This is a genomic window from Serratia sp. 25CWL12, assembly GCF_055790885.1.
Window position 1 is genome coordinate 4,181,946 of sequence record NZ_CM147698.1, and the last position, 21,162, is coordinate 4,203,107.

Consider the following 21,162-nt stretch of genomic DNA (forward strand, 5'->3'; position numbering starts at 1 on the left):
AACTACGTTGACTTGACCATAAAAAAATCCGGTTTGCCTTTAAGGGCATAACCGGATTTATTCAGTTCACAACTTTATAGTCATCCTGCAACTGAAATGGTTACTCAACAGTCACCGATTTCGCCAGGTTGCGCGGCTGATCCACATCTGTACCTTTAATCAATGCCACATGATAGGACAACAGTTGTAGCGGAACCGTGTAGAAGATTGGTGCGACAATTTCTTCAACATGAGGCAATGGGATAATGGTCATGCCTTCACTACTGACAAAACCCGCATCCTGATCGGCGAACACATAAAGCTGACCGCCACGCGCACGGACCTCTTCAATGTTGGATTTGAGTTTTTCCAGCAATTCATTGTTTGGCGCCACCACAATCACAGGCATATCTGCATCGATCAACGCTAATGGACCGTGCTTCAGTTCACCTGCAGCATAGGCTTCCGCATGAATATAGGAGATCTCTTTCAGCTTAAGCGCACCCTCCATGGCTATCGGGTATTGATCACCACGGCCTAAAAACAGGGCGTGATTCTTGTCAGAGAAACCTTCTGCCAATGCCTCAATATTTTTATCCAGCGACAGCATCTGTTCTATACGCGCAGGCAGCGCTTGCAAACCATGCACAATCTCATGCTCTACGCTCTCTGGCATCCCCTTCAGATGGCCAATACGCGCCACCAGCATCAACAACACCGCAAGCTGGGTGGTAAAGGCTTTGGTGGAGGCCACACCTATTTCAACGCCTGCTTTCGTCATCAGCGCCAGATCGGATTCACGAACCAGAGAAGAACCTGCCACATTACACACCGCCAAAGAACCCAGATATCCTAGTTCTTTAGACAGGCGTAGAGCCGCCAATGTATCGGCGGTTTCACCGGATTGGGACAGGGTAATCAGTAAGCTACCTGGGCGCACCGCAGATTTGCGGTAGCGGAATTCGGAGGCGATCTCTACATCGCAAGAGACACCGGCCAGCGACTCGAACCAATAACGTGCCACCATACCTGAATGATAAGAAGTGCCACAGGCAATAATCTGTACATGCTGTACTTTTGCCAGCAATTCATCACTCTTTGGCCCTAATTCACTCAGATTGATCTGCCCATGGCTAAAACGCCCTTCCAGGGTGTTTTTCAATGCCATTGGCTGCTCAAAAATCTCTTTCTGCATGTAGTGACGATATATGCCTTTGTCACCGGCATCGTATTGCACCTGAGATTCAATCTCCGGGCGCTTAATTTCATCACCTTGTTTATCAAAAATAGTGACAGTACGGCGAGTCACAGCCACTACATCTCCCTCTTCCAGGAAGATAAAACGGCGGGTTACCGGTAGCAATGCCAGTTGGTCGGAAGCAATAAAATTCTCGCCAACACCAAGGCCAATGACCAATGGGCTACCAGAACGGGCAGCAATCAACTCGCTGGGGTCACGGCTATCCATCACCACCATGCCATAAGCACCACGCAACTGTGGGATCACCCGCTGAACCACTTCACGTAGTGTCCCACCCAGTTTCTGCTCCCAATGAACCAAGTGAGTAATCACTTCAGTATCGGTTTCAGAGCTGAAATGGTAACCACGCTCAATCAATAATTCACGCAACGGTTCGTGGTTTTCAATAATGCCGTTATGCACTACGGTGATGTAATCTGATACATGAGGATGCGCATTCGCTTCTGATGGTTCACCGTGGGTAGCCCAACGGGTGTGAGCAATACCGGTTCCCCCATGCAGAGGATGTTGTTTTGCTGCTTCCGCCAGTTTTTGTACTTTGCCGACACGACGCAAACGGCTGACATGACCTTCACTATCCACTACCGCCAAGCCAGCAGAGTCATATCCACGGTATTCCAAACGACGTAAACCTTCTAACAGAATTTCTGCTATATCGCGCTGCGCTACTGCACCTACAATTCCACACATATTTTGTATTCCTGATTAAGTGCCTTTCAGGGCACTTGCGATGCCTTGACCTGATTTTGCCGGTTTTTTACCGTGCGCCCCGAGCCTGTAGATGGTGGGGTTATTATGTTTTGTACTGACCTCTATAGAAGAGCCCAATACAAAACACACTGGTTAATCGGTACTGATTTATCCACTCAGTCACACTCGCCTGAATGCTAACAATATAAGGTTGGCATTCAGGCGCGAGGTAGCCAGAAAAATAATGGTAAATTACTTTTTCTTCACCGGGCGTTGCCACCCTTGAATATGCACCTGTTTGACACGGCTGAGGACCAGTTCATCATCGGCGATATCACCGGTAACCGTAGTACCTGCAGCAATAGTCGCTCTTTTACCCACACAAACCGGCGCAACCAGTTGAGTATCCGACCCGACAAAGACACCATCACCAATGATAGTTTTATGCTTGTTAGCCCCGTCGTAATTACAGGTAATAGTTCCGGCGCCAATATTCACATCATCACCGATTTCGGCATCGCCCAAATAGCTCAAATGACCCGCTTTAGAACCTTTACCCAAGCGTGCTTTTTTTATTTCCACAAAGTTGCCAACATGAGCACCTTCAGCCAATTGTGCACCTGGGCGCAGTCGAGCAAATGGGCCAACCGTGCAAGCCGCTTTAAGCTCAGCATCTTCCAACACACTGTAAGGGCTGATTTCACAATCATCATCGATAACACAGTTTTTCAGCACACAACCGCTACCAATTTTTACCCGATTACCCAGTTTGACCTTACCTTCAATAATCACATTGGTATCAATGGTAATATCACGGCCATGCTCCAACTCACCACGTAGATCAAAACGCGCGGGATCCAACAGCATTACACCCGCCAGCAACAGTTTTTCCGCTTGCTCAGCTTGATAGACACGTTCCAATTGTGACAATTGCAAACGGTTATTCACCCCTTCTACTTCACTCAGGCGGGCTGGGTGCACCGCTTCAATTTTGTTGCCCTCAGCGTGCGCCAAGGCGATGATATCGGTGATATAGAACTCACCCTGAGCATTGTTGTTATTCAACATACCCAACCAGCGCTTAAGATCACCACCGCTAGCCACCAGAATCCCGGTGTTAATTTCATTAATCTGACGTTGTTGTTCGCTGGCATCTTTATGTTCAACAATGCCAACAACTTCACCATTTTCACGCATGATACGGCCATATCCGCTAGGATCCTCGAGCTTCACGGTCAGCAATCCAATCCCCCCTTGAGGTTTGGCTGCCAACAAGCGCGTCAAAGTTTCCACTGCAATCAGCGGTACATCGCCATACAACATCAACACATCTTCATCATCAGCAAAATGCGGTGCCGCTTGCTGCATGGCATGGCCAGTTCCTAACTGTTCTGCTTGTAACACCCAATTTAGTGCATCGTTTTTTAAGGTGCTTTTCAGCAATTCACCACCGTGGCCATAAACCAGATGGACGTTTTTTGCGCCCAACTTCATGGCAGCATCAATAACATGCTGCACCATAGGTTTACCCGCCAACGGATGTAATACTTTGGGAAGGTCAGAATACATGCGTGTTCCTTTGCCTGCGGCAAGGATAACCACGCTCATTGCGCTGTTAGACATAAGTAACCTGATAACTCCATTTCGATGGACAAAAGTAAAACCGTTTACTGGCGGAATTACTACATATTTCTCTACAAAAATCTGAACGCTGTCAGAAGGCCTCTGACCTGACGCTAATTAAACCAAACCTATTTTACAACGAAAAAACTGTCGGCGATCAGAGACGTTTTTATTCCTCTGTAAGTAGCGATAGATAGCAATATCAGCCTGATTGAGCCGCTTATTTTAATACAAAAAAAAAGCGACCATAAAGGCCGCTTTCTGATTTCTGGATGTGGTGTACACCATTACATCGCTTTTCTGGTGAGCTCGATAACACGCAATTTTGCAATCGCTTTCGCCAGTTCAGCGGAGGCCTGAGCATAGTCGACATCACCATGAGAAGTACGGATGTGCTCTTCAGCTCTACGCTTAGCTTCCAGCGCTCTCGCTTCGTCAAGATCCGATCCACGGATGGCTGTGTCTACCAGCACGGTGACCATACTTGGCTGTACCTCAAGGATACCGCCAGATAAGTAGATAAACTCTTCTTCACCGAACTGTTTAACAATACGCACCATACCAGGCTTGATGGCAGTCAGCAGCGGCGCATGACCAGGGTAAATCCCCAGCTCACCTTCGCTACCAGTCACCTGGATTTTCTGTACCAGCCCGGAAAACATCTCTCTTTCCGCACTGACCACATCCAGATGGTAAGTCATAGCCATATCAACCTCCTCTCAAGGCATTACAGTTTCTTGGCTTTTTCCACTGCTTCTTCAATGGTGCCAACCATGTAGAACGCCTGCTCCGGCAGGTGGTCGTAGTCACCAGCCATAATGCCTTTGAAACCACGAATGGTATCTTTCAGCGATACGAACTTGCCCGGTGAACCGGTGAAGACTTCTGCCACGAAGAACGGCTGAGAAAGGAAACGTTGGATTTTACGCGCACGGGATACCACCAGCTTGTCATCTTCTGACAGCTCGTCCATCCCCAGAATGGCGATAATATCTTTCAGTTCCTGATAGCGTTGCAATATAGACTGCACGCCACGCGCAACATCGTAATGCTCTTGGCCTACTACCAAAGGATCAAGCTGACGGCTGGTAGAATCCAGCGGATCAACAGCCGGGTAGATACCCAGAGAAGCAATGTTACGGCTCAGTACCACAGTCGCATCCAAGTGAGCAAACGTGGTGGCTGGTGATGGGTCAGTCAAGTCATCCGCAGGAACGTAAACCGCCTGTACGGAAGTGATAGAACCGGTCTTGGTAGAGGTGATACGTTCTTGCAGAACACCCATCTCTTCCGCCAGTGTTGGCTGATAACCTACCGCCGATGGCATACGGCCCAGAAGTGCAGACACTTCGGTACCGGCCAGGGTATAACGATAAATGTTATCGACGAACAGCAGTACGTCACGGCCTTCATCACGGAACTTCTCCGCCATGGTCAACCCGGTCAGCGCAACACGCAGACGGTTACCTGGTGGCTCGTTCATCTGGCCGTAAACCAGAGAAACTTTATCCAGTACGTTGGAGTCGGTCATTTCGTGGTAGAAGTCGTTACCCTCACGAGTACGTTCACCCACGCCCGCAAACACCGAATAACCAGAGTGTTCGATGGCGATGTTACGAATCAGCTCCATCATGTTTACGGTTTTACCCACACCCGCACCACCGAACAGACCTACTTTCCCGCCTTTAGCAAATGGGCAGATCAGGTCCATAACCTTGATACCGGTTTCCAGCAGTTCCTGAGAGTTGGACAGCTCTTCGTAGCTAGGTGCCGGGCGATGGATAGCCCAACGCTCTTCTTCACCAATGTCACCCTTCATATCGATAGGCTGACCTAACACGTTCATGATACGGCCCAAGGTAGCTTTACCTACTGGGACTTCAATCGGGTGTTGCAGGTCAGTGACCTGAAGGCCACGGCGTAAACCATCAGAGGTTCCCATGGCGATACAACGGACGACACCACCACCCAATTGTTGTTGAACTTCCAGCACCAGTTTCTCGGTACCGTTTTCAACCTCAAGAGCATCGTACACTTTTGGTACGGCATCCTGAGGGAATTCGACGTCCACTACGGCGCCGATTACCTGGATAATCTTTCCAGTAGCCATCTTGAATCCTCTACGTAATTCGTAAACCTGGTTAAACCGCGGAGGCTCCCGAAACGATTTCGGTGAGTTCCTGAGTGATGCTGGCCTGACGCGCCTTGTTGTATACCAACTGCAGCTCTTTGATCAGGCTACCGCCGTTATCCGTTGCGGCTTTCATTGCAACCATTCGGGCGGCCTGCTCACTGGCCAGGTTTTCCACGACACCCTGATAAACCTGTGATTCCACATAGCGGCGCAGCAACGTATCAAGCAGCACCTTAGGATCGGGTTCATACAGGTAATCCCAGGATTTCCGCTTCAACTCATCGTCTTCGCAAGGCGGTAACGGGAGTAGTTGAACAATTTGAGGTTCCTGAGACATCGTATTAACAAATTTGTTGCTGACAATGTATAGCTTGTCTAAACGACCTTCGTCGTAGGCTTGCAGCATCACTTTCACCGGACCGATCAAATCTGACAATGTCGGGTTATCCCCCATGCCAGTGACCTGGGCAACCACCTTACCGCCCACAGAACCGAAGAAAGAAGTGGCTTTGGAGCCAACTAACGCCAAATCAGCTTCGACGCCTTTTTCAGACCAGCCTTTCATTTCTGTCAGCAGCTTCTTGAACAGGTTAATATTCAAGCCGCCGCACAAACCACGGTCAGTTGACACCACCAGATACCCTACGCGCTTAACATCACGCTCATCCAGGTACGGGTGTTTATATTCCAGATTCCCTAACGCCAGGTGACCAATCACCGCACGCATGGTCTCTGCATAAGGACGGCTGGCCGCCATGCGATCCTGCGATTTACGCATTTTGGAGGCGGCGACCATCTCCATCGCTTTGGTGATCTTCTGCGTGTTTTGCACGCTGCCGATCTTACTACGTATCTCTTTTGCGCCGGCCATCTCTGATTCTCCTCATTGCCAGCAACCTGCCATCATTCAACGACAGGTTGCTACGCGTTACCAGGACTGGGTTGCCTTAAAGGTATCGAGGATGCCTTTCAGCTTTCCTTCGATTTCGTCGTTATAAGCACCAGTTTGGTTGATGTGGTTCAGTAGTTCGGCATGCTCACGATCAGCATAAGCAACCAGAGCCTCTTCGAAGCTCACAACTTTCGCGACTTCAACATCGTTCAGGTAGCCACGCTCGGCAGCAAACAACACCAGAGACTGCTGGGCAACAGACATTGGCGCATACTGTTTCTGCTTCAGCAACTCAGTAACTTTCTGACCATGGCTAAGTTGTTTGCGTGTTGCGTCGTCCAGATCGGAAGCAAACTGAGAGAACGCAGCCAGTTCACGATACTGTGCCAGTGCGGTACGGATACCACCGGACAGTTTTTTAATGATCTTGGTCTGTGCTGCACCACCCACACGGGATACTGAGATCCCCGGGTTAACTGCCGGACGAATACCGGAGTTAAACAGGTTGGATTCCAGGAAGATCTGACCATCGGTAATCGAAATTACGTTAGTCGGAACGAATGCAGAAACGTCACCCGCCTGAGTTTCAATAATAGGCAGCGCAGTCAGTGAACCGGTTTTCCCTTTAACTTCACCTTTGGTGAAAGCTTCAACGTATTCCGCATTAACACGAGCTGCACGCTCCAACAAACGGGAGTGGAGGTAGAAAACATCACCAGGGTATGCTTCACGACCAGGTGGACGACGAAGCAACAAGGAAATCTGGCGGTAAGCAACAGCTTGTTTAGACAAATCATCATAAACAATCAGTGCATCTTCACCACGGTCACGGAAATACTCACCCATTGCACAACCGGCATACGGCGCCAAATATTGCAATGCGGCTGATTCAGATGCCGTAGCAACCACCACAATGGTGTTAGCCAGTGCACCGTGCTCTTCCAGTTTGCGTACCACATTAGAAATGGTAGATGCTTTCTGACCAATCGCCACGTAAACACATTTGATACCAGAATCGCGCTGGTTGATGATGGCATCAATAGCCAGTGCAGTTTTACCGGTTTGACGGTCACCGATCACCAACTCACGCTGACCGCGACCAATTGGAATCATGGCATCGACTGATTTATAACCAGTCTGTACCGGCTGATCAACCGACTGACGTTCGATAACGCCAGGGGCAATGGTTTCAACGGGAGAGAAGCCATCATTATCAACCGGGCCTTTACCATCAATAGGTTCGCCCAGGGTGTTAACTACACGCCCCAGCAAACCACGACCTACTGGCACTTCCAGGATACGACCGGTACATTTTACTTTCATGCCTTCGGCCAGATCCGTGTATGGCCCCATGACCACCGCACCCACAGAGTCGCGCTCCAGGTTCAATGCAATGGCATAACGGTTACCCGGCAGTGCGATCATTTCGCCCTGCATAACTTCGGCCAAACCGTGTACACGGATGATCCCGTCACTGACGGAAACGATAGTACCTTCATTGTGAGCTTCGCTCACTACATTAAACTGAGCAATGCGCTGCTTGATCAGTTCGCTGATTTCGGTGGAATTCAGTTGCATGCTCCAGTCCCCTTAAGACTGCAAGACGTCTGCCAGGCGTTCAAGACGACCGCGAACGCTGCCATCAATCACCATATCACCGGCACGGATAATGACACCGGCCAGTACAGACTTGTCAATTTTGCAATTCAGCTTAACTTTGCGTGATAAACGTTTTTCCATCGCAGCGGCAATCTTGGCCTGCTGTTCATCGTTCAGTGCGCTCGCAGAGAGCACGTCGACTTCGACGGTTGATTCCAGTGTGGCACGTAATGCAATAAACTGTTGCAGTACCGCAGGAAGAACCTGTAAACGCCTATTTTCGGCCATTACACGGATAAAGTTCTGGCCATGCTCATCGAACTCGTCACCACAAACCGCTATAAATGTTTTAGATAGCGTATCGGGTGCGATATCACCGGAAAGCAGTTCTGCCATCTGTTCATTACCAGTAACAGCAGCAGCAAACGTCAGCATTTTCTGCCAGCGTTCTATGCTTTGGTTCTCAACGGCAAAGTCAAAAGCTGCTTTGGCGTAGGGGCGAGCTACAGTAATAAATTCAGACATCAGCCCCTCCCTCCTTACAGTTCAGCGACCAGTTTATCAACGATGTCGCTGTTAGCAGCTTCATCCACGGAACGTTCGATTATTTTCTCGGCGCCTGCAATGGCCAACATCGCCACCTGCTTACGCAACTCTTCACGAGCGCGCTTACGTTCGGCATCGATCTCAGCCTGGGCCTGCGCCACGATTTTGTTGCGTTCCAGCTCGGCTTCCGCTTTGGCGTCGTCCACGATCTGAGCTTTGCGTTTATTTGCCTGCTCAATGATTTTCTGGGCTTCCGCTTTGGCAGTTTTCAACTGCTCGGTCGCATGGGCTTGCGCTAAGTCCAAATCTTTTTTGCCACGCTCTGCAGAAGCGAGGCCATCAGCAATTTCTTTCTGACGCTTCTCGATGGCAGCCATAATTGGCGGCCATACATACTTCATGCAGAACCAGACAAACAGGATGAACGCGATAGCCTGGCCGAGGATTGTAGCATTAAGATTCACAGCACAATGCCTCTATAAAAGTTTAAAATGTGGTTTCTTCGCAGCGAGTGAACTCTGCTTACGCAACAGCAAACATTACGTATAGACCCAGACCCACAGCAATCATCGGGATGGCGTCAACCAAGCCCATAACGATAAAGAACTGTGTACGCAGTAAAGGGATCAAGTCAGGCTGACGTGCAGCACCTTCCAAGAATTTACCCCCCAGGATGCCGATACCGATCGCAGCACCGATTGCCGCTAAACCCATCATCACAGCGGCAGCCATGTACAGCAGATCCATATTCAGGTTTTCCATGACAGTCTCCAGTTTATTTCAGTTTATAAAAGTGCAAGTGTTTTAAGAAAATCAGTGCTCTTCAGACGCCATCGACAGATAGACAATCGTCAGAACCATGAAAATAAAGGCTTGAAGCGTAATGATCAGAATGTGGAAGATTGCCCAAGGCAAGCTCAGAACCCACTGTGACCACCACGGCAACAGACCAGCAATAAGGATGAAGATCAACTCACCCGCATACATGTTGCCAAACAGTCGCAACCCGAGAGAAACAGGCTTGGACAGCAGGCTGACACCTTCAAGGATCAGGTTGATAGGTATAAACACCGGATGGTTGAATGGCTGCATGGTCAACTCTTTAGCGAATCCACCAATACCTTTCATTTTGATGCTATAGAACAGAATCAGGATAAATACGGCCAGTGCCATCGATAAGGTGATATTGACATCTGCCGTAGGCACAACACGCAGTGCAGGAAGGCCCATAGCCATACCCAGAGCAGGTAACCAGTCAACAGGAATCAGATCCATCAGGTTCATCAGAAATACCCAAATGAATACTGTCAACGCTAACGGCGCAATCACCTTGCTCTTACCGTGGTACATATCCTTGACGCTGTTATCGACAAAACCGACGATCATCTCAACCGCCGTTTGCAACTTGCCGGGAACGCCTGTAGTGGCGTTTTTAGCCACTTTGCGGAAAATCGCCAAGAAAACAACCCCGAGGACAACGGAAAAAAACATCGAGTCGACATTAATCGACCAAAAACCCGTCCCAACCTGAAGATGTGTCAGGTGGTGACCGATATACTCCTGCGGACTATTGAATCCCTCTGCTGACATGATGACTCAACCCTTTGTATAGTTAATTTCGGTAACTGTTAATCACGGCAGGTGCCACTATCTGCACCACCAATACCGCTAAATAGGTCAGGGCTAACGGCATAAATGCCACTTTGAACACCCCAAGTGCCACAATCAACAAAATGATGGTGATCACGACCTTCAACCCCTCACCAATAGCAAACGACCAAGCAACCCGACCAGGTGCTGGTGTCTGCACCTGATGGCGCAAGGCAAACAGCATAAACATAGCATTGGGTAACCAGGCAGCAAGGCCTCCGGCCAATGCTGAAACACCCCATTCCAGGCTTTTCAACCCGAAACCCATGCTGATCAGAACAAAAGTCATTAACTGCAGAAACAGCAATTTGCGTGCTACTCTTCCATTGTAAAGGAACACAGACATGACGTTTGTTCTCTCCGTACCCCGAAAGGTAAACTGAGTGGCATATTCCTGTAAAACCCGCGTCATTGCCGTCTAGTTGCAACTTGCATGAACATGGGTAATGAAACAGCCTTCAATGCTATGAGTCAAGTAGCAAAAACCGTGCAAATTATACGGGCCACTCCAACGAATTCAATCAATAAGTAGCAAAAAGGTGAACAATTATTTAAATTTTCCCCTTTGAGACACATTTCAATAGAAACCGCCCTTTGCTCTATCACACTTACTGGCCTAGTTACTAGGCTATTGCATCAGTAAATGTGCTGTCTATCACAGTAAATTTTAGCGCTAATTTATAATCCAATTTAACGCCCATTGTCTTTAGCTAATCGAACTATAAAAAATATTTAAAATCAAAGTATTGTAAGTAAACTTTTTAAAAACAATCGTAATACCATGCAAAAACATTTTACTGACATTTATAACCAGGTTAATTCAAGTTGCTGCCCACTGTTTACCATTTGAGTAACAATTACCATTTGAGTAACAATGGGGTCAGACAAATAACATAAACACGTCGTTAAAGGTGTGACCAGATAGTTTTATCAAAAACCGCATACTATCTGACAGCAGTTACCTTCAAAAAAATTACAACTTATTGAAATTTAATAATATCAGTTCTCAAACCCACGAAATTATCATAGACACTGTCGACAGATAAGCTCTTCACATCATTATCCATTGACTCCAGAACCCGTGATGGTACTTGCCAAGGGCCCCAAAATGAGGAGTCATGACCTGCAAACAACGCAACGACCGGTTTACCTACCCCCACAGCGATATGTAATGCGCCACCATCACTGGTGACAATTTGATCACATAAAGCCATACCTGCCATCAATTCACGAAGGTTGTTGGTTCTGTAAGGGATCAAATCTATGTCACGGCAGCCCTCTACCACTAAATCTGCTTTTTCATCATCACCAGGGTGAGTCGGATTATTACTCGAACCAGGGGACCAAAAAAGCATGATTTTACAGGGTTCACGCTCGGCTAATCGGTGAGCAAGTTCAATAAAATGGTTAACTGACCATCTCTGATTGATTTTTCTAGAACTGATCTGCAGACCATATAGCGGTATCTTGTCATTTTTAGATACTTTTTCTTCCGCGTTTTTTATCTCATCTGCTGTTAGATACAGTTCTGCTTTCCCCGGGTTTTGATAACAACCGAGCGGTTTTGCCAGGAGCGATAACTCTTCTACGATATGATGACTTGTCCCTTGTACATACGGAATTTTGTCGGTGACAATATCAGGCGCATCGTCACCAATGGTAATAATTCGTTTAGCACCAGAGAGTTTTGCCCACATCACCGCCCGTTTGTTCCACTGCCCAGCAACGATAGCGACATCATAACCAGCTCGACGGATACGATAGGTGGTCTGCAAACGATGCAGAAAGGCACCCATTTTAGCCTTGAGCGATCGTTCATGGTGCGACTTGGTGTAGTAATAAATGTTGGCAACATTAGGATTACCATCCAGTACTGACATGTTATAAGAGTTAACCAACACATCAACTTGGTGATCTTTTGCTAGCATCGAGATAAGCGGGGTGGTCAAAATCAGGTCACCGATATTTTCACGCCTGATCAGTAATATTTTCATTAATGAATCCCTTTATAAAACAAGCAGCATATCTCATTTAAACGATGCCAATATTTATTCAATGGGTTGATAGTACAACTAAATGGCGTTCCCCCGCCAACTCTGGCACCTGCAGACGGACCACAGACTCCAAAGAAACCCCCGCTGGCAATGGTGCCAGTTCGTTTTCAGGGTAGACTCCCTTCAATGCATAGAAACGCCCTTGGCCTGGTGTTGGCAAGTGGTGACACCAAACCAGCATATCTTGTAATGACGCAAAAGCACGGCTGATTACACCATCAAATGTCGGCTCGGCAATGAACTCCTCCACACGGCTTTGTACTGGTTCGATATTTTTCAGACCCAGTTCATGCTGCACCTGGCGTAAGAAACGGACACGCTTGCCCAAGCTATCAAGCAGAGTGAAATGCGCATCAGGCCGTACAATAGCCAACGGAATACCAGGCAAACCAGGGCCAGTACCTACATCGATAAAGCGTGAACCGGTCAGATGGGAATTAACCACGATGCTATCCATGATATGGCGAACCAGCATTTGTTGTGGATCACGGACTGAAGTGAGATTGTAAGCTTTATTCCACTTGTCGAGCATATCGACATAAGCCAGTAATTGGCTTTTTTGCTGATCGGGAAGCGCAATTCCTGCCGCAGAAAGCAATGAATCCAGTTTTTTTTGCACCACTAATGTCCTCTGACAGATGCAGAACAGCAGACCAATCAGGAACTGCCTCTTAAGACAATCAATAATAATTCAGACATGCTGAGATGTCAGTGGCCGTTTCTCAGTTGAAAGGAAACGACCACATCACAGCATTAAGCACTATGCCGTAACAACCCCTGTTTTTTTAACCAGATCAATAAAATAGAGATCGCCGCCGGTGTAATACCTGAAATACGAGAAGCCTGACCGATCGAGTTAGGTTTATGATCGTTAAGTTTGGCAATCACCTCATTCGATAAACCTGAAACCTGGCGATAATCAAGATCCAGTGGCAATACGGTATTCTCATGACGCTGGTGTTTTTCGATCTCATCTTGTTGACGGGCAATATATCCTTCGTATTTAACCTGAATTTCTACTTGTTCGGCAGCTTGTAAATCAGTGAGTGCCGGAGCGAAAACAGCCACGGAGGTTAATAGGCGATAATCCACCTCTGGGCGACGCAAAAGCTCTTCGCCGTTAGTTTCTCGCGATAATGGTGATTTCAACAGAACATTAACCAGTTCCACATGCTCTGAATGCGGATGGACCAGGATATTACGCAAGCGCTGACGTTCTTGCTCAATGCGCTCCAACTTCTCACAGTAACGCTGCCAACGTACATCATCAACCAATCCCAATTCACGGCCTTTTTCCGTCAGACGCAAATCTGCGTTATCTTCACGTAGCATCAGACGATATTCAGCTCGTGAGGTAAACATACGGTATGGTTCTTTGGTGCCTAATGTACTGAGATCATCCACCAGCACACCAAGATAAGCCTGATCGCGGCGTGGTGACCACCCTTCCTGTTCCGTAGCATGGCGTGCAGCATTCAAGCCAGCCAACAAACCTTGTGCGGCAGCTTCTTCATAACCGGTGGTCCCATTTATCTGGCCAGCAAAGAACAGCCCCTGGATAAATTTGCTTTCCAACGTTGGTTTTAAGTCTCGAGGATCAAAGAAGTCATATTCAATAGCATAACCAGGGCGAACAATACGGGCATTCTGCATTCCTTTCATTGAACGAACAATTTGCATCTGTACGTCAAAAGGCAGACTGGTAGAAATACCGTTGGGATAAATTTCGTTACTGGTTAAACCTTCCGGTTCAAGGAAGATCTGGTGAGCATTACGATCAGCAAAGCGCATGACTTTGTCTTCGATCGATGGGCAATAACGTGGCCCGATCCCTTCAATGATCCCGGCATACATTGGACTACGATCAAGGTTGCTACGGATCACTTCATGCGTTTTTTCATTGGTATAGGTGATATAGCAAGGTAGCTGTTGCGGATGTTGATTAGCATTCCCCAAAAAAGAGAACACCGGGAGTGGGGTATCCCCAAACTGTGGTTCTAACAGATTAAAATCAATTGTTCGCGCATCAATACGGGGTGGTGTGCCCGTTTTTAGACGGTTGACACGCAACGGTAGCTCACGCAGACGTCGTGATAAAGAGATCGATGGTGGATCTCCTGCTCGGCCACCACTGTAGTTTTCCAACCCGATATGGATCTTGCCATCAAGGAAGGTTCCCACCGTCAGGACGACCGCTTTGGCGCGGAATTTTAATCCCATCTGGGTAACCGCACCAACAACACGATCATTTTCGACAATCAAGTCTTCAACCGCTTGTTGAAAGACCATCAAATTAGGTTGGTTTTCTAACGCGGTGCGAATTGCTTGGCGATACAGCACACGATCTGCCTGAGCGCGGGTGGCTCTGACAGCGGGTCCTTTACTGGCGTTTAGTATTCTAAACTGGATCCCAGCCTGATCGATCGCCGTCGCCATTAAGCCGCCAAGTGCATCAATTTCTTTAACCAGATGCCCTTTACCAATACCACCAATCGCCGGGTTACAGGACATTTGTCCAAGCGTATCGATATTGTGAGTCAGTAATAACGTTTGACGCCCCATACGCGCAGCAGCCATGGCTGCTTCAGTGCCAGCATGGCCACCACCGATAATAATGACGTCAAATTGCTCTGGATAAAACATGGAACAGCACCTCAAAAGAACTGGCGAACAATCATTGTTTGTCCTGGGGGAGGGATTCTACTCAAGTTTAGACGATCGACCAAGTGGTCAGGATCGACGGGTAATAAAAAGAAGATCTTTTTATTTAAAGATCTCTTTATTAGATCTCTTATTAGGATCACGATCTTCTGTGCATAACTCAATATTCTCTATTTATATCATTAAATTAAAGAGGATCATTTACTGTGAATGATCGGTGATCCTGGTCAGTATAAGCTGGGATCTAAAAGGCATGTTATACACAGGCCTAACTGAGTATCTAAGTTATTATAGGGATAACTACGGGTTTTCCCCTGCTTTAAAGCCTAGTTATACACAATCGTTCGCTTGTTATTTAATCAATTAGAGCAAAATAATCCAATCACTGAGCCATTTTTCGGCGGGATCTTCGGGGATCTCATGTTGGGTGACGTCGATCTCAAGACGTGAACCGATCCTTTTAGCGCCATTTTCTTGCAGAAGCTCATCAAGCTGTTTGATCGCCCCGCAGAAAGTATCGTACTCAGAACTACCTAACCCCACGGCGCCAAACTTCACCAAGGATAAATCCGGTTGTTGTTGTTTAATCTGTTCCACCAGGGATTGCAGGTTTTCTGGTAAATCGCCGGCTCCATGAGTAGAAGATATCACCAACCATAAGCCAGATAACGTCAGTTCATCCAATTCCGGACCATGCAATATTTCGGTTGAGAAACCGGCTGCTTCTAGCTGTTCGGCTAAGTGTTCTGCAACATATTCTGCACTGCCAAGCGTACTGCCACTGATTAGAGTAATGTCTGCCATGAATGATCCTAACCTTGCTGAAGAGGAGCTATTGTACGCTGTGAATTAGTTGGGATCTAGCAGTGGATAATATGTGTATGTTTTAGCATTTATCCAAGCTGTAGGCGGGTTGGACGCAACTTGGATAAATGTGGATAGAATCAGTACTAAGGTGTGATGGTACGCATAATGGGATTCTGCAGCGAGATCAGGGTTTCTGTTGACTGGATCTCGTCGATAGTCTGGATCTTATTGATAAGGACCTGCTGCAATGCGTCTATCGAACGACACATAACCTTGATGAATACACTATAGTGGCCAGTGGTATAGTAGGCTTCAACCACCTCTTCCAGATTTTCCAGTTTTTTTAGGGCTGAAGGGTAATCCTTGGCACTCTTTAAGATAATGCCGATAAAGCAGCAGACATCGTAACCCAGTTGTTTAGGATCGATATCAACTCGGGTACCGGTAATGATCCCCGCCTGTTTCATTTTCTCAACCCGTACATGAATGGTGCCCGGGCTAACACTAAAGTTTTTTGCCAGTTCAGCATAAGGTGTTCTGGCATTTTCCATTAAGGCGTTCAGAATGCCGCGATCGAGATTATCGATCTGATAAATTTCTGCCATTAAAACCCTCTTTAATTGCTGATTATTGAATTATTACGGGTTAAAAATGAACGATTAAAAAGAAAAAGGCAATATTTATTGATGGATATTGAATTCAAGTATCATTCTGTTGCTTAATCGTTGGCAACTAAACAGGTTATTAAAGAGATACCGTAATGAAAAAGCAGTATATTCAAAAACAGCAACAGATCAGCTTTGTGAAATCCTTCTTTTCCCACCAACTGGAACAACAGCTTGGTTTGATTGAAGTTCAGGCTCCAATCCTCAGTCGACTCGGTGATGGCACTCAAGACAACCTTTCCGGTAGTGAGAAAGCGGTTCAAGTAAAGGTGAAAAGCTTACCTGCATCTACGTTTGAAGTAGTGCATTCATTGGCTAAATGGAAACGTAAAACACTGGGTAGCTACGATTTCAGTGCTGGTGAGGGTCTGTATACCCATATGAAAGCGCTGCGTCCGGACGAAGATCGTCTGACCCCGATTCATTCAGTGTATGTGGATCAATGGGACTGGGAACGCGTCATGGGTGATGGTGAGCGTGACCTGGCTTATCTGAAAAAAACGGTTAAGCAGATCTATGCTGCAATAAAGGATACGGAACTCGCGGTTAGCCAGAAATATGGTTTAGTACCGTTCCTGCCAGAGCAGATCCACTTTGTTCACAGCGAAACCCTACTGCAACGTTACCCAGAACTGGATGCCAAAGGCCGTGAGCGCGCTATTGCCAAAGAATTGGGCGCGGTATTCCTGATTGGTATTGGTGGTAAGCTTTCTCATGGTAAATCCCATGATGTACGAGCACCTGATTATGATGACTGGACCACGGCAGATAGTGAAAATGGTGCTGGGTTGAATGGCGATATTTTGGTGTGGAACCCAGTATTGCAAGATGCATTTGAGCTTTCGTCGATGGGGATCCGGGTTGATGCTGAAGCACTGCAACGTCAACTGACCTTGACTGACGATTTGGATCGTCTGAAGTTGGAATGGCACCAATCTTTATTGCGTGGCGAAATGCCACAGACCATTGGTGGTGGTATTGGGCAATCTCGTCTGGTGATGCTGTTACTGCAATTGCCACATATTGGTCAGGTGCAGTGCGGTGTATGGGCGCCAGAAGTGCGTGAAACTGTAGAAGGGTTGTTATAAGTATCAGCGCCGCCGGCTTGAGTACAAGCAGCGCTGGCGGGGTGGCCATGTGCTGGCGATTAATCCGGCCTACACCAGCCAGCAATGCGCTTGCTGTGGTCATACAAGGAAAGAAAATCGCCAGTCACAAAGTCAGTTCAGGTGTTTGGAATGCGGATATACAGAAAACTCCGATATAAACGGTGCGCGCAATATTTTAGCGGCGGGGCTCGCCGCGTTAGCCTGTAGAGAGAGGGCAGCTTTAGGCCGCTCGATGAGGCAGGAACCCACCGAGTCGAGTCAGACTTCAGTCTGAATGTTGTAGGGGTCTTCGCCCTTTAGGGCGGAGAGGATGTCAACCCTGTCTATTTTGTAATGAGAACGGATGATAATGGTTCGTATTCATTCAGTTCGCTATCGCACAGTGGCTTCCTGATATACGTTATCCACTTTAGCAAACCGCTTAACGCCTTTCCTGTTGGCAAGGTCGAGCAATACAATTTACGCCCACTTACCTTCCAAGAATTTATTTATGCCTCAAAAGAATCGGCGTTGATCAAGGCATTCGATACGCAAGCTAGTACTGCCGCAGCGAATAGCAAATTGATAGATAAGCTGACGGATTACTTTTTTACTGGTGGCATGCCGGAAGCGGTTGTCGCGTGGTACCAATTCAAAGAGTTGGGCATTTTAGAGCGCGTTGCAAAGGTCGCTAAAATTCATGCTGATTTAGTCGCAGGCTACCAACGTGATTTTGCTAAATACGCCGGTAAGGTTGATGCAACATTGATTGAGTCAGTGTTCAATAGCATACCCGCGCAGCTTTCCCTGGTTTTAGATGAGTCGGTTAAACGCTTTAAGTTTAAAAACGTCCATAACCGTAAATATCGCTATAGCGATTTTGAAACCGCTATCCACTGGTTAAGATGCTGCCGTTTGGCGCTGGCTAACTACCCCATTGAAGGTACGCCCAAAGCCCCATTTGCTGCCTACAAAAAAGAAAATAAGGTTAAATTATTTCTGTTTGATGTGGGCTTGCTTAACCATATGTTGGGCAGCAGTTATAAAGAAATTAAACAGCAACACTATGAGTACAAAGGTTATATAGCTGAAAATTTTGTACAACAAGAGCTTGCTGCCATTGGCGTTGACCCTAGCTATTCGTGGAATGATGCTCGCGCAGAAATCGAATTCATTATCTCAAATGATGAGGGCAATATTGTCCCAATAGAAGTAAAAAGCGGCAAAAGGACACGCGCTAAATCGCTGGCCTCCTATATAGAAAAGTGCGCACCAAGAAAAACATTTAAATTAACTGGTACGCAAGGTTCTTCACCATTAGAGCAAACCAACATGGTGATGCCTTTGTATTATATCCAGTATTTACCTTCAAAGTGGTAACTGCTCCATCAAGGTAGGAGCCCACAGGGTTATTCATATTTTGTTTATTTTTATCATCAGTGATAAGCATAGGTATGCAGGTTAAATGATGCATACAGTGTGTCCCTAGTGTTTGCGGATTTTTACGTAACGTGAAACAACTGGGGTATTTTTTGGTAGGGATAGTTGGTTGAGCTAGCAAAAAAATTATGAATACTGAACACAAGCAGCCGTTATCGGCAGTCACTCTGGCAGCAATTGGGGTGGTTTATGGTGATATAGGGACCAGCCCGCTCTATACCTTAAGAGAGTGTTTTTCTGGGCACTATGGTTTTGAGGTCCGTCCTGATGTGGTATTCGGGTTTCTATCTCTTATTTTTTGGATGTTGATTGTTATCGTTTCCTTGAAGTACCTCACTTACGTTATGCGTGCAGATAATGCGGGTGAAGGGGGTATTCTGACCTTGATGTCGTTGGCCGGGCGCAATACATCGGCACGTACCACGTCATTATTGGTTATTCTGGGTTTGGTTGGTGGCAGCTTCTTTTATGGCGAGGTGGTGATTACCCCGGCGATATCGGTTATGTCGGCAATTGAAGGGTTGGGAATCGCAGCACCTTCACTCGAACCCTATATCGTTCCTTTGTCCATTCTGGTTTTGACTCTATTATTTGCTATCCAAAAGCATGGTACCGGCAGCGTCGGTAAACTTTTTGCGCCAGTAATGTTGCTGTGGTTCATCGCGTTGGCGTTACTCGGTGTGCGCAGTATTATTGCTAATCCTGAAGTGTTGCAGGCCCTCAACCCTAAGTGGGCATTCAACTTCTTTGTTGAATATAAGACAGTCTCCTTTTTTGCCATGGGAGCGGTGGTTCTTGCAATTACCGGAGTGGAAGCCTTGTATGCCGATATGGGCCACTTTGGTAAATTTCCAATCCGTTTGGCTTGGTTTGCGGTGGTGTTACCTTCATTGGTACTCAATTATTTCGGTCAAGGGGCGTTGTTGCTGAAATCACCCGAGGCCATCAAAAATCCGTTCTTCTTGCTTGCTCCGGACTGGGCTCTGATTCCTTTGCTGATTCTTGCCACATTGGCTACTGTTATCGCTTCTCAGGCAGTCATTTCCGGCGTGTTTTCATTGACTCGTCAGGCGGTGCGTCTGGGGTATTTGTCGCCGATGCGTATTATTCATACCTCGGAGATGGAATCTGGCCAGATTTATATCCCGGTGATTAACTGGACACTCTATCTTGCTGTCATCTTGGTGATTGTCGGTTTTGAACACTCCAGTAATCTGGCAGCGGCTTACGGTATCGCTGTTACTGGCACCATGGTGTTGACCAGTATTCTTATTACTTGCGTTGCGATTAAAAATTGGCATTGGAATCGCTATTTTGTACTGAGTATTTTACTGATATTGCTGATTATTGATGTTCCTATGTTCTTAGCCAATGCGATGAAACTCTTTTCCGGCGGTTGGCTGCCACTGGTGATGGCATTGATGATGTTCATTATCATGACAACTTGGAAAAGTGAACGTTTTCGCCTGTTGCGTCAGATGCACGAACACGGTAACTCTCTTGAAGCAATGATAGCTTCATTGGAGAAATCTCCCCCGGTTCGCGTTCCTGGAACGGCGGTGTTTATGTCGCGTGCGATTAATGTCATTCCATTTGCGTTACTACATAACTTAAAGCACAACAAAGTATTACATGAACGTGTTGTCCTGCTTACCTTGCGTACCGAAGATGCGCCCTATGTGCCTAATGTCCAACGGGTGACAATTGAACAGTTATCGCCGACTTTCTGGCGTGTTGTCGCTCGCTATGGTTGGCGCGAAAGACCTAATGTCGAGGATATTTTTCACCGTTGCGGATTGGAAGGGTTACCTTGCCGGATGATGGAAACATCGTTTTTTATGTCCCATGAGTCACTGATACTGAGTAAACGCCCCTGGTATTTGCTACTGAGGGGGAAATTGTTTATTGCATTAAGCCGTAACGCGCTGAGGGCTGCCGATCAGTTTGAGATCCCACCTAATCGAGTTCTAGAACTGGGTACCCAAGTGGAAATATAACAATCTGAATTTATTAATTAAATCAAATCTTGTCATCGAATCATTCAAGTTACAGAGATAGGTAAACGGTAGCTTG

General features: G+C 46.9%; 19 protein-coding genes and 1 pseudogene. 4 read left to right on the plus strand and 16 right to left on the minus strand.

All coding sequences use genetic code 11. The annotated features are described in order from the left end of the window. Positions 1-100 precede the first annotated feature (100 nt). The 16 genes from glmS to asnC form a co-directional block, all read right to left on the minus strand. Positions 101-1,930, minus strand: a complete 1,830-nt coding sequence (gene glmS, locus ACX9GV_RS18220) for a glutamine--fructose-6-phosphate transaminase (isomerizing) (RefSeq protein ID WP_473196463.1) — start codon at positions 1,928-1,930, stop codon at positions 101-103. 252 nt (positions 1,931-2,182) lie between these two features. Beyond that, positions 2,183-3,553, minus strand: coding sequence for a bifunctional UDP-N-acetylglucosamine diphosphorylase/glucosamine-1-phosphate N-acetyltransferase GlmU (gene glmU / locus ACX9GV_RS18225; protein WP_473196464.1), 1,371 nt, complete (start codon positions 3,551-3,553; stop codon positions 2,183-2,185). Between the two features lie 287 nt (positions 3,554-3,840). Further along, positions 3,841-4,260 carry a F0F1 ATP synthase subunit epsilon gene (locus tag ACX9GV_RS18230; RefSeq protein WP_023488961.1) on the minus strand — a complete coding sequence of 140 codons (420 nt, stop codon included), beginning with the start codon at positions 4,258-4,260 and terminating at the stop codon, positions 3,841-3,843. A 20-nt stretch (positions 4,261-4,280) separates the two neighbouring features. Then, positions 4,281-5,663: a F0F1 ATP synthase subunit beta gene (atpD, locus tag ACX9GV_RS18235; RefSeq protein ID WP_023488960.1), complete on the minus strand. Its 1,383-nt coding sequence runs from the start codon at positions 5,661-5,663 to the stop codon at positions 4,281-4,283. Between the two features lie 31 nt (positions 5,664-5,694). Beyond that, entirely contained in the window at positions 5,695-6,558 is an 864-nt protein-coding gene (gene atpG, locus ACX9GV_RS18240) for a F0F1 ATP synthase subunit gamma (RefSeq protein WP_023488959.1), read from the minus strand. Positions 6,559-6,615: 57 nt separating this feature from the next. Then, the gene (atpA, locus tag ACX9GV_RS18245) at positions 6,616-8,157 is read right to left on the minus strand and encodes a F0F1 ATP synthase subunit alpha (RefSeq protein ID WP_023488958.1); all 1,542 of its coding nucleotides are present in this window, start codon (positions 8,155-8,157) and stop codon (positions 6,616-6,618) included. A gap of 12 nt (positions 8,158-8,169) precedes the next feature. Beyond that, the gene (gene atpH / locus ACX9GV_RS18250) at positions 8,170-8,703 is read right to left on the minus strand and encodes a F0F1 ATP synthase subunit delta (RefSeq protein ID WP_023488957.1); all 534 of its coding nucleotides are present in this window, start codon (positions 8,701-8,703) and stop codon (positions 8,170-8,172) included. A gap of 14 nt (positions 8,704-8,717) precedes the next feature. Continuing rightward, positions 8,718-9,188: a F0F1 ATP synthase subunit B gene (gene atpF, locus ACX9GV_RS18255; RefSeq protein WP_023488956.1), complete on the minus strand. Its 471-nt coding sequence runs from the start codon at positions 9,186-9,188 to the stop codon at positions 8,718-8,720. 58 nt (positions 9,189-9,246) lie between these two features. After that, positions 9,247-9,486, minus strand: coding sequence for a F0F1 ATP synthase subunit C (gene atpE / locus ACX9GV_RS18260; protein ID WP_000429386.1), 240 nt, complete (start codon positions 9,484-9,486; stop codon positions 9,247-9,249). A 51-nt stretch (positions 9,487-9,537) separates the two neighbouring features. After that, the gene (atpB, locus tag ACX9GV_RS18265; RefSeq protein ID WP_473196465.1) at positions 9,538-10,314 is read right to left on the minus strand and encodes a F0F1 ATP synthase subunit A; all 777 of its coding nucleotides are present in this window, start codon (positions 10,312-10,314) and stop codon (positions 9,538-9,540) included. A gap of 22 nt (positions 10,315-10,336) precedes the next feature. Further along, a complete protein-coding gene (gene atpI, locus ACX9GV_RS18270; protein ID WP_037384896.1) occupies positions 10,337-10,720 on the minus strand; it encodes a F0F1 ATP synthase subunit I in 384 nt (127 codons plus the stop codon). Between the two features lie 634 nt (positions 10,721-11,354). Continuing rightward, positions 11,355-12,368 carry a glycosyltransferase family 9 protein gene (locus ACX9GV_RS18275; protein ID WP_473196466.1) on the minus strand — a complete coding sequence of 338 codons (1,014 nt, stop codon included), beginning with the start codon at positions 12,366-12,368 and terminating at the stop codon, positions 11,355-11,357. A gap of 58 nt (positions 12,369-12,426) precedes the next feature. Further along, a complete protein-coding gene (gene rsmG, locus ACX9GV_RS18280; RefSeq protein ID WP_473196467.1) occupies positions 12,427-13,047 on the minus strand; it encodes a 16S rRNA (guanine(527)-N(7))-methyltransferase RsmG in 621 nt (206 codons plus the stop codon). Between the two features lie 134 nt (positions 13,048-13,181). Then, entirely contained in the window at positions 13,182-15,071 is a 1,890-nt protein-coding gene (gene mnmG / locus ACX9GV_RS18285; RefSeq protein ID WP_473196468.1) for a tRNA uridine-5-carboxymethylaminomethyl(34) synthesis enzyme MnmG, read from the minus strand. A gap of 381 nt (positions 15,072-15,452) precedes the next feature. Then, positions 15,453-15,893, minus strand: coding sequence for an FMN-binding protein MioC (gene mioC / locus ACX9GV_RS18290; protein ID WP_037384903.1), 441 nt, complete (start codon positions 15,891-15,893; stop codon positions 15,453-15,455). Positions 15,894-16,039: 146 nt separating this feature from the next. Beyond that, a complete protein-coding gene (gene asnC, locus ACX9GV_RS18295) occupies positions 16,040-16,501 on the minus strand; it encodes a transcriptional regulator AsnC (protein WP_037384906.1) in 462 nt (153 codons plus the stop codon). A 155-nt stretch (positions 16,502-16,656) separates the two neighbouring features. On the opposite strand from asnC, the gene asnA reads away from it, so the two are divergent. The 4 genes and pseudogenes from asnA to kup all read left to right on the plus strand — a co-directional run bounded on the left by asnA (position 16,657) and on the right by kup (position 21,086). Next, positions 16,657-17,649: an aspartate--ammonia ligase gene (gene asnA, locus ACX9GV_RS18300; protein ID WP_473196469.1), complete on the plus strand. Its 993-nt coding sequence runs from the start codon at positions 16,657-16,659 to the stop codon at positions 17,647-17,649. A gap of 4 nt (positions 17,650-17,653) precedes the next feature. Continuing rightward, positions 17,654-17,944 (plus strand): annotated as a pseudogene (locus tag ACX9GV_RS18305) (zinc ribbon domain-containing protein); the annotation flags it as partial. 59 nt (positions 17,945-18,003) lie between these two features. Next, the gene (locus ACX9GV_RS18310; RefSeq protein WP_473196470.1) at positions 18,004-19,029 is read left to right on the plus strand and encodes an ATP-binding protein; all 1,026 of its coding nucleotides are present in this window, start codon (positions 18,004-18,006) and stop codon (positions 19,027-19,029) included. Positions 19,030-19,217: 188 nt separating this feature from the next. Continuing rightward, the gene (gene kup, locus ACX9GV_RS18315) at positions 19,218-21,086 is read left to right on the plus strand and encodes a low affinity potassium transporter Kup (RefSeq protein WP_037384911.1); all 1,869 of its coding nucleotides are present in this window, start codon (positions 19,218-19,220) and stop codon (positions 21,084-21,086) included. The last annotated feature ends 76 nt before the right edge of the window (positions 21,087-21,162 follow it).

Coding starts and splice junctions, on each gene's coding strand:
- mioC (WP_037384903.1), bottom strand. CDS start 15,893: ATGGCAGACATTACTCTAATCAGTGGCAGTACGCTTGGCAGTGCAGAA.
- ACX9GV_RS18310 (WP_473196470.1), top strand. CDS start 18,004: ATGAGAACGGATGATAATGGTTCGTATTCATTCAGTTCGCTATCGCAC.
- atpD (WP_023488960.1), bottom strand. CDS start 5,663: ATGGCTACTGGAAAGATTATCCAGGTAATCGGCGCCGTAGTGGACGTC.
- atpI (WP_037384896.1), bottom strand. CDS start 10,720: ATGTCTGTGTTCCTTTACAATGGAAGAGTAGCACGCAAATTGCTGTTT.
- asnA (WP_473196469.1), top strand. CDS start 16,657: ATGAAAAAGCAGTATATTCAAAAACAGCAACAGATCAGCTTTGTGAAA.
- ACX9GV_RS18275 (WP_473196466.1), bottom strand. CDS start 12,368: ATGAAAATATTACTGATCAGGCGTGAAAATATCGGTGACCTGATTTTG.
- atpB (WP_473196465.1), bottom strand. CDS start 10,314: ATGTCAGCAGAGGGATTCAATAGTCCGCAGGAGTATATCGGTCACCAC.
- atpH (WP_023488957.1), bottom strand. CDS start 8,703: ATGTCTGAATTTATTACTGTAGCTCGCCCCTACGCCAAAGCAGCTTTT.
- glmS (WP_473196463.1), bottom strand. CDS start 1,930: ATGTGTGGAATTGTAGGTGCAGTAGCGCAGCGCGATATAGCAGAAATT.
- ACX9GV_RS18230 (WP_023488961.1), bottom strand. CDS start 4,260: ATGGCTATGACTTACCATCTGGATGTGGTCAGTGCGGAAAGAGAGATG.
- mnmG (WP_473196468.1), bottom strand. CDS start 15,071: ATGTTTTATCCAGAGCAATTTGACGTCATTATTATCGGTGGTGGCCAT.
- glmU (WP_473196464.1), bottom strand. CDS start 3,553: ATGTCTAACAGCGCAATGAGCGTGGTTATCCTTGCCGCAGGCAAAGGA.
- atpG (WP_023488959.1), bottom strand. CDS start 6,558: ATGGCCGGCGCAAAAGAGATACGTAGTAAGATCGGCAGCGTGCAAAAC.
- atpA (WP_023488958.1), bottom strand. CDS start 8,157: ATGCAACTGAATTCCACCGAAATCAGCGAACTGATCAAGCAGCGCATT.
- atpE (WP_000429386.1), bottom strand. CDS start 9,486: ATGGAAAACCTGAATATGGATCTGCTGTACATGGCTGCCGCTGTGATG.
- kup (WP_037384911.1), top strand. CDS start 19,218: ATGAATACTGAACACAAGCAGCCGTTATCGGCAGTCACTCTGGCAGCA.
- asnC (WP_037384906.1), bottom strand. CDS start 16,501: ATGGCAGAAATTTATCAGATCGATAATCTCGATCGCGGCATTCTGAAC.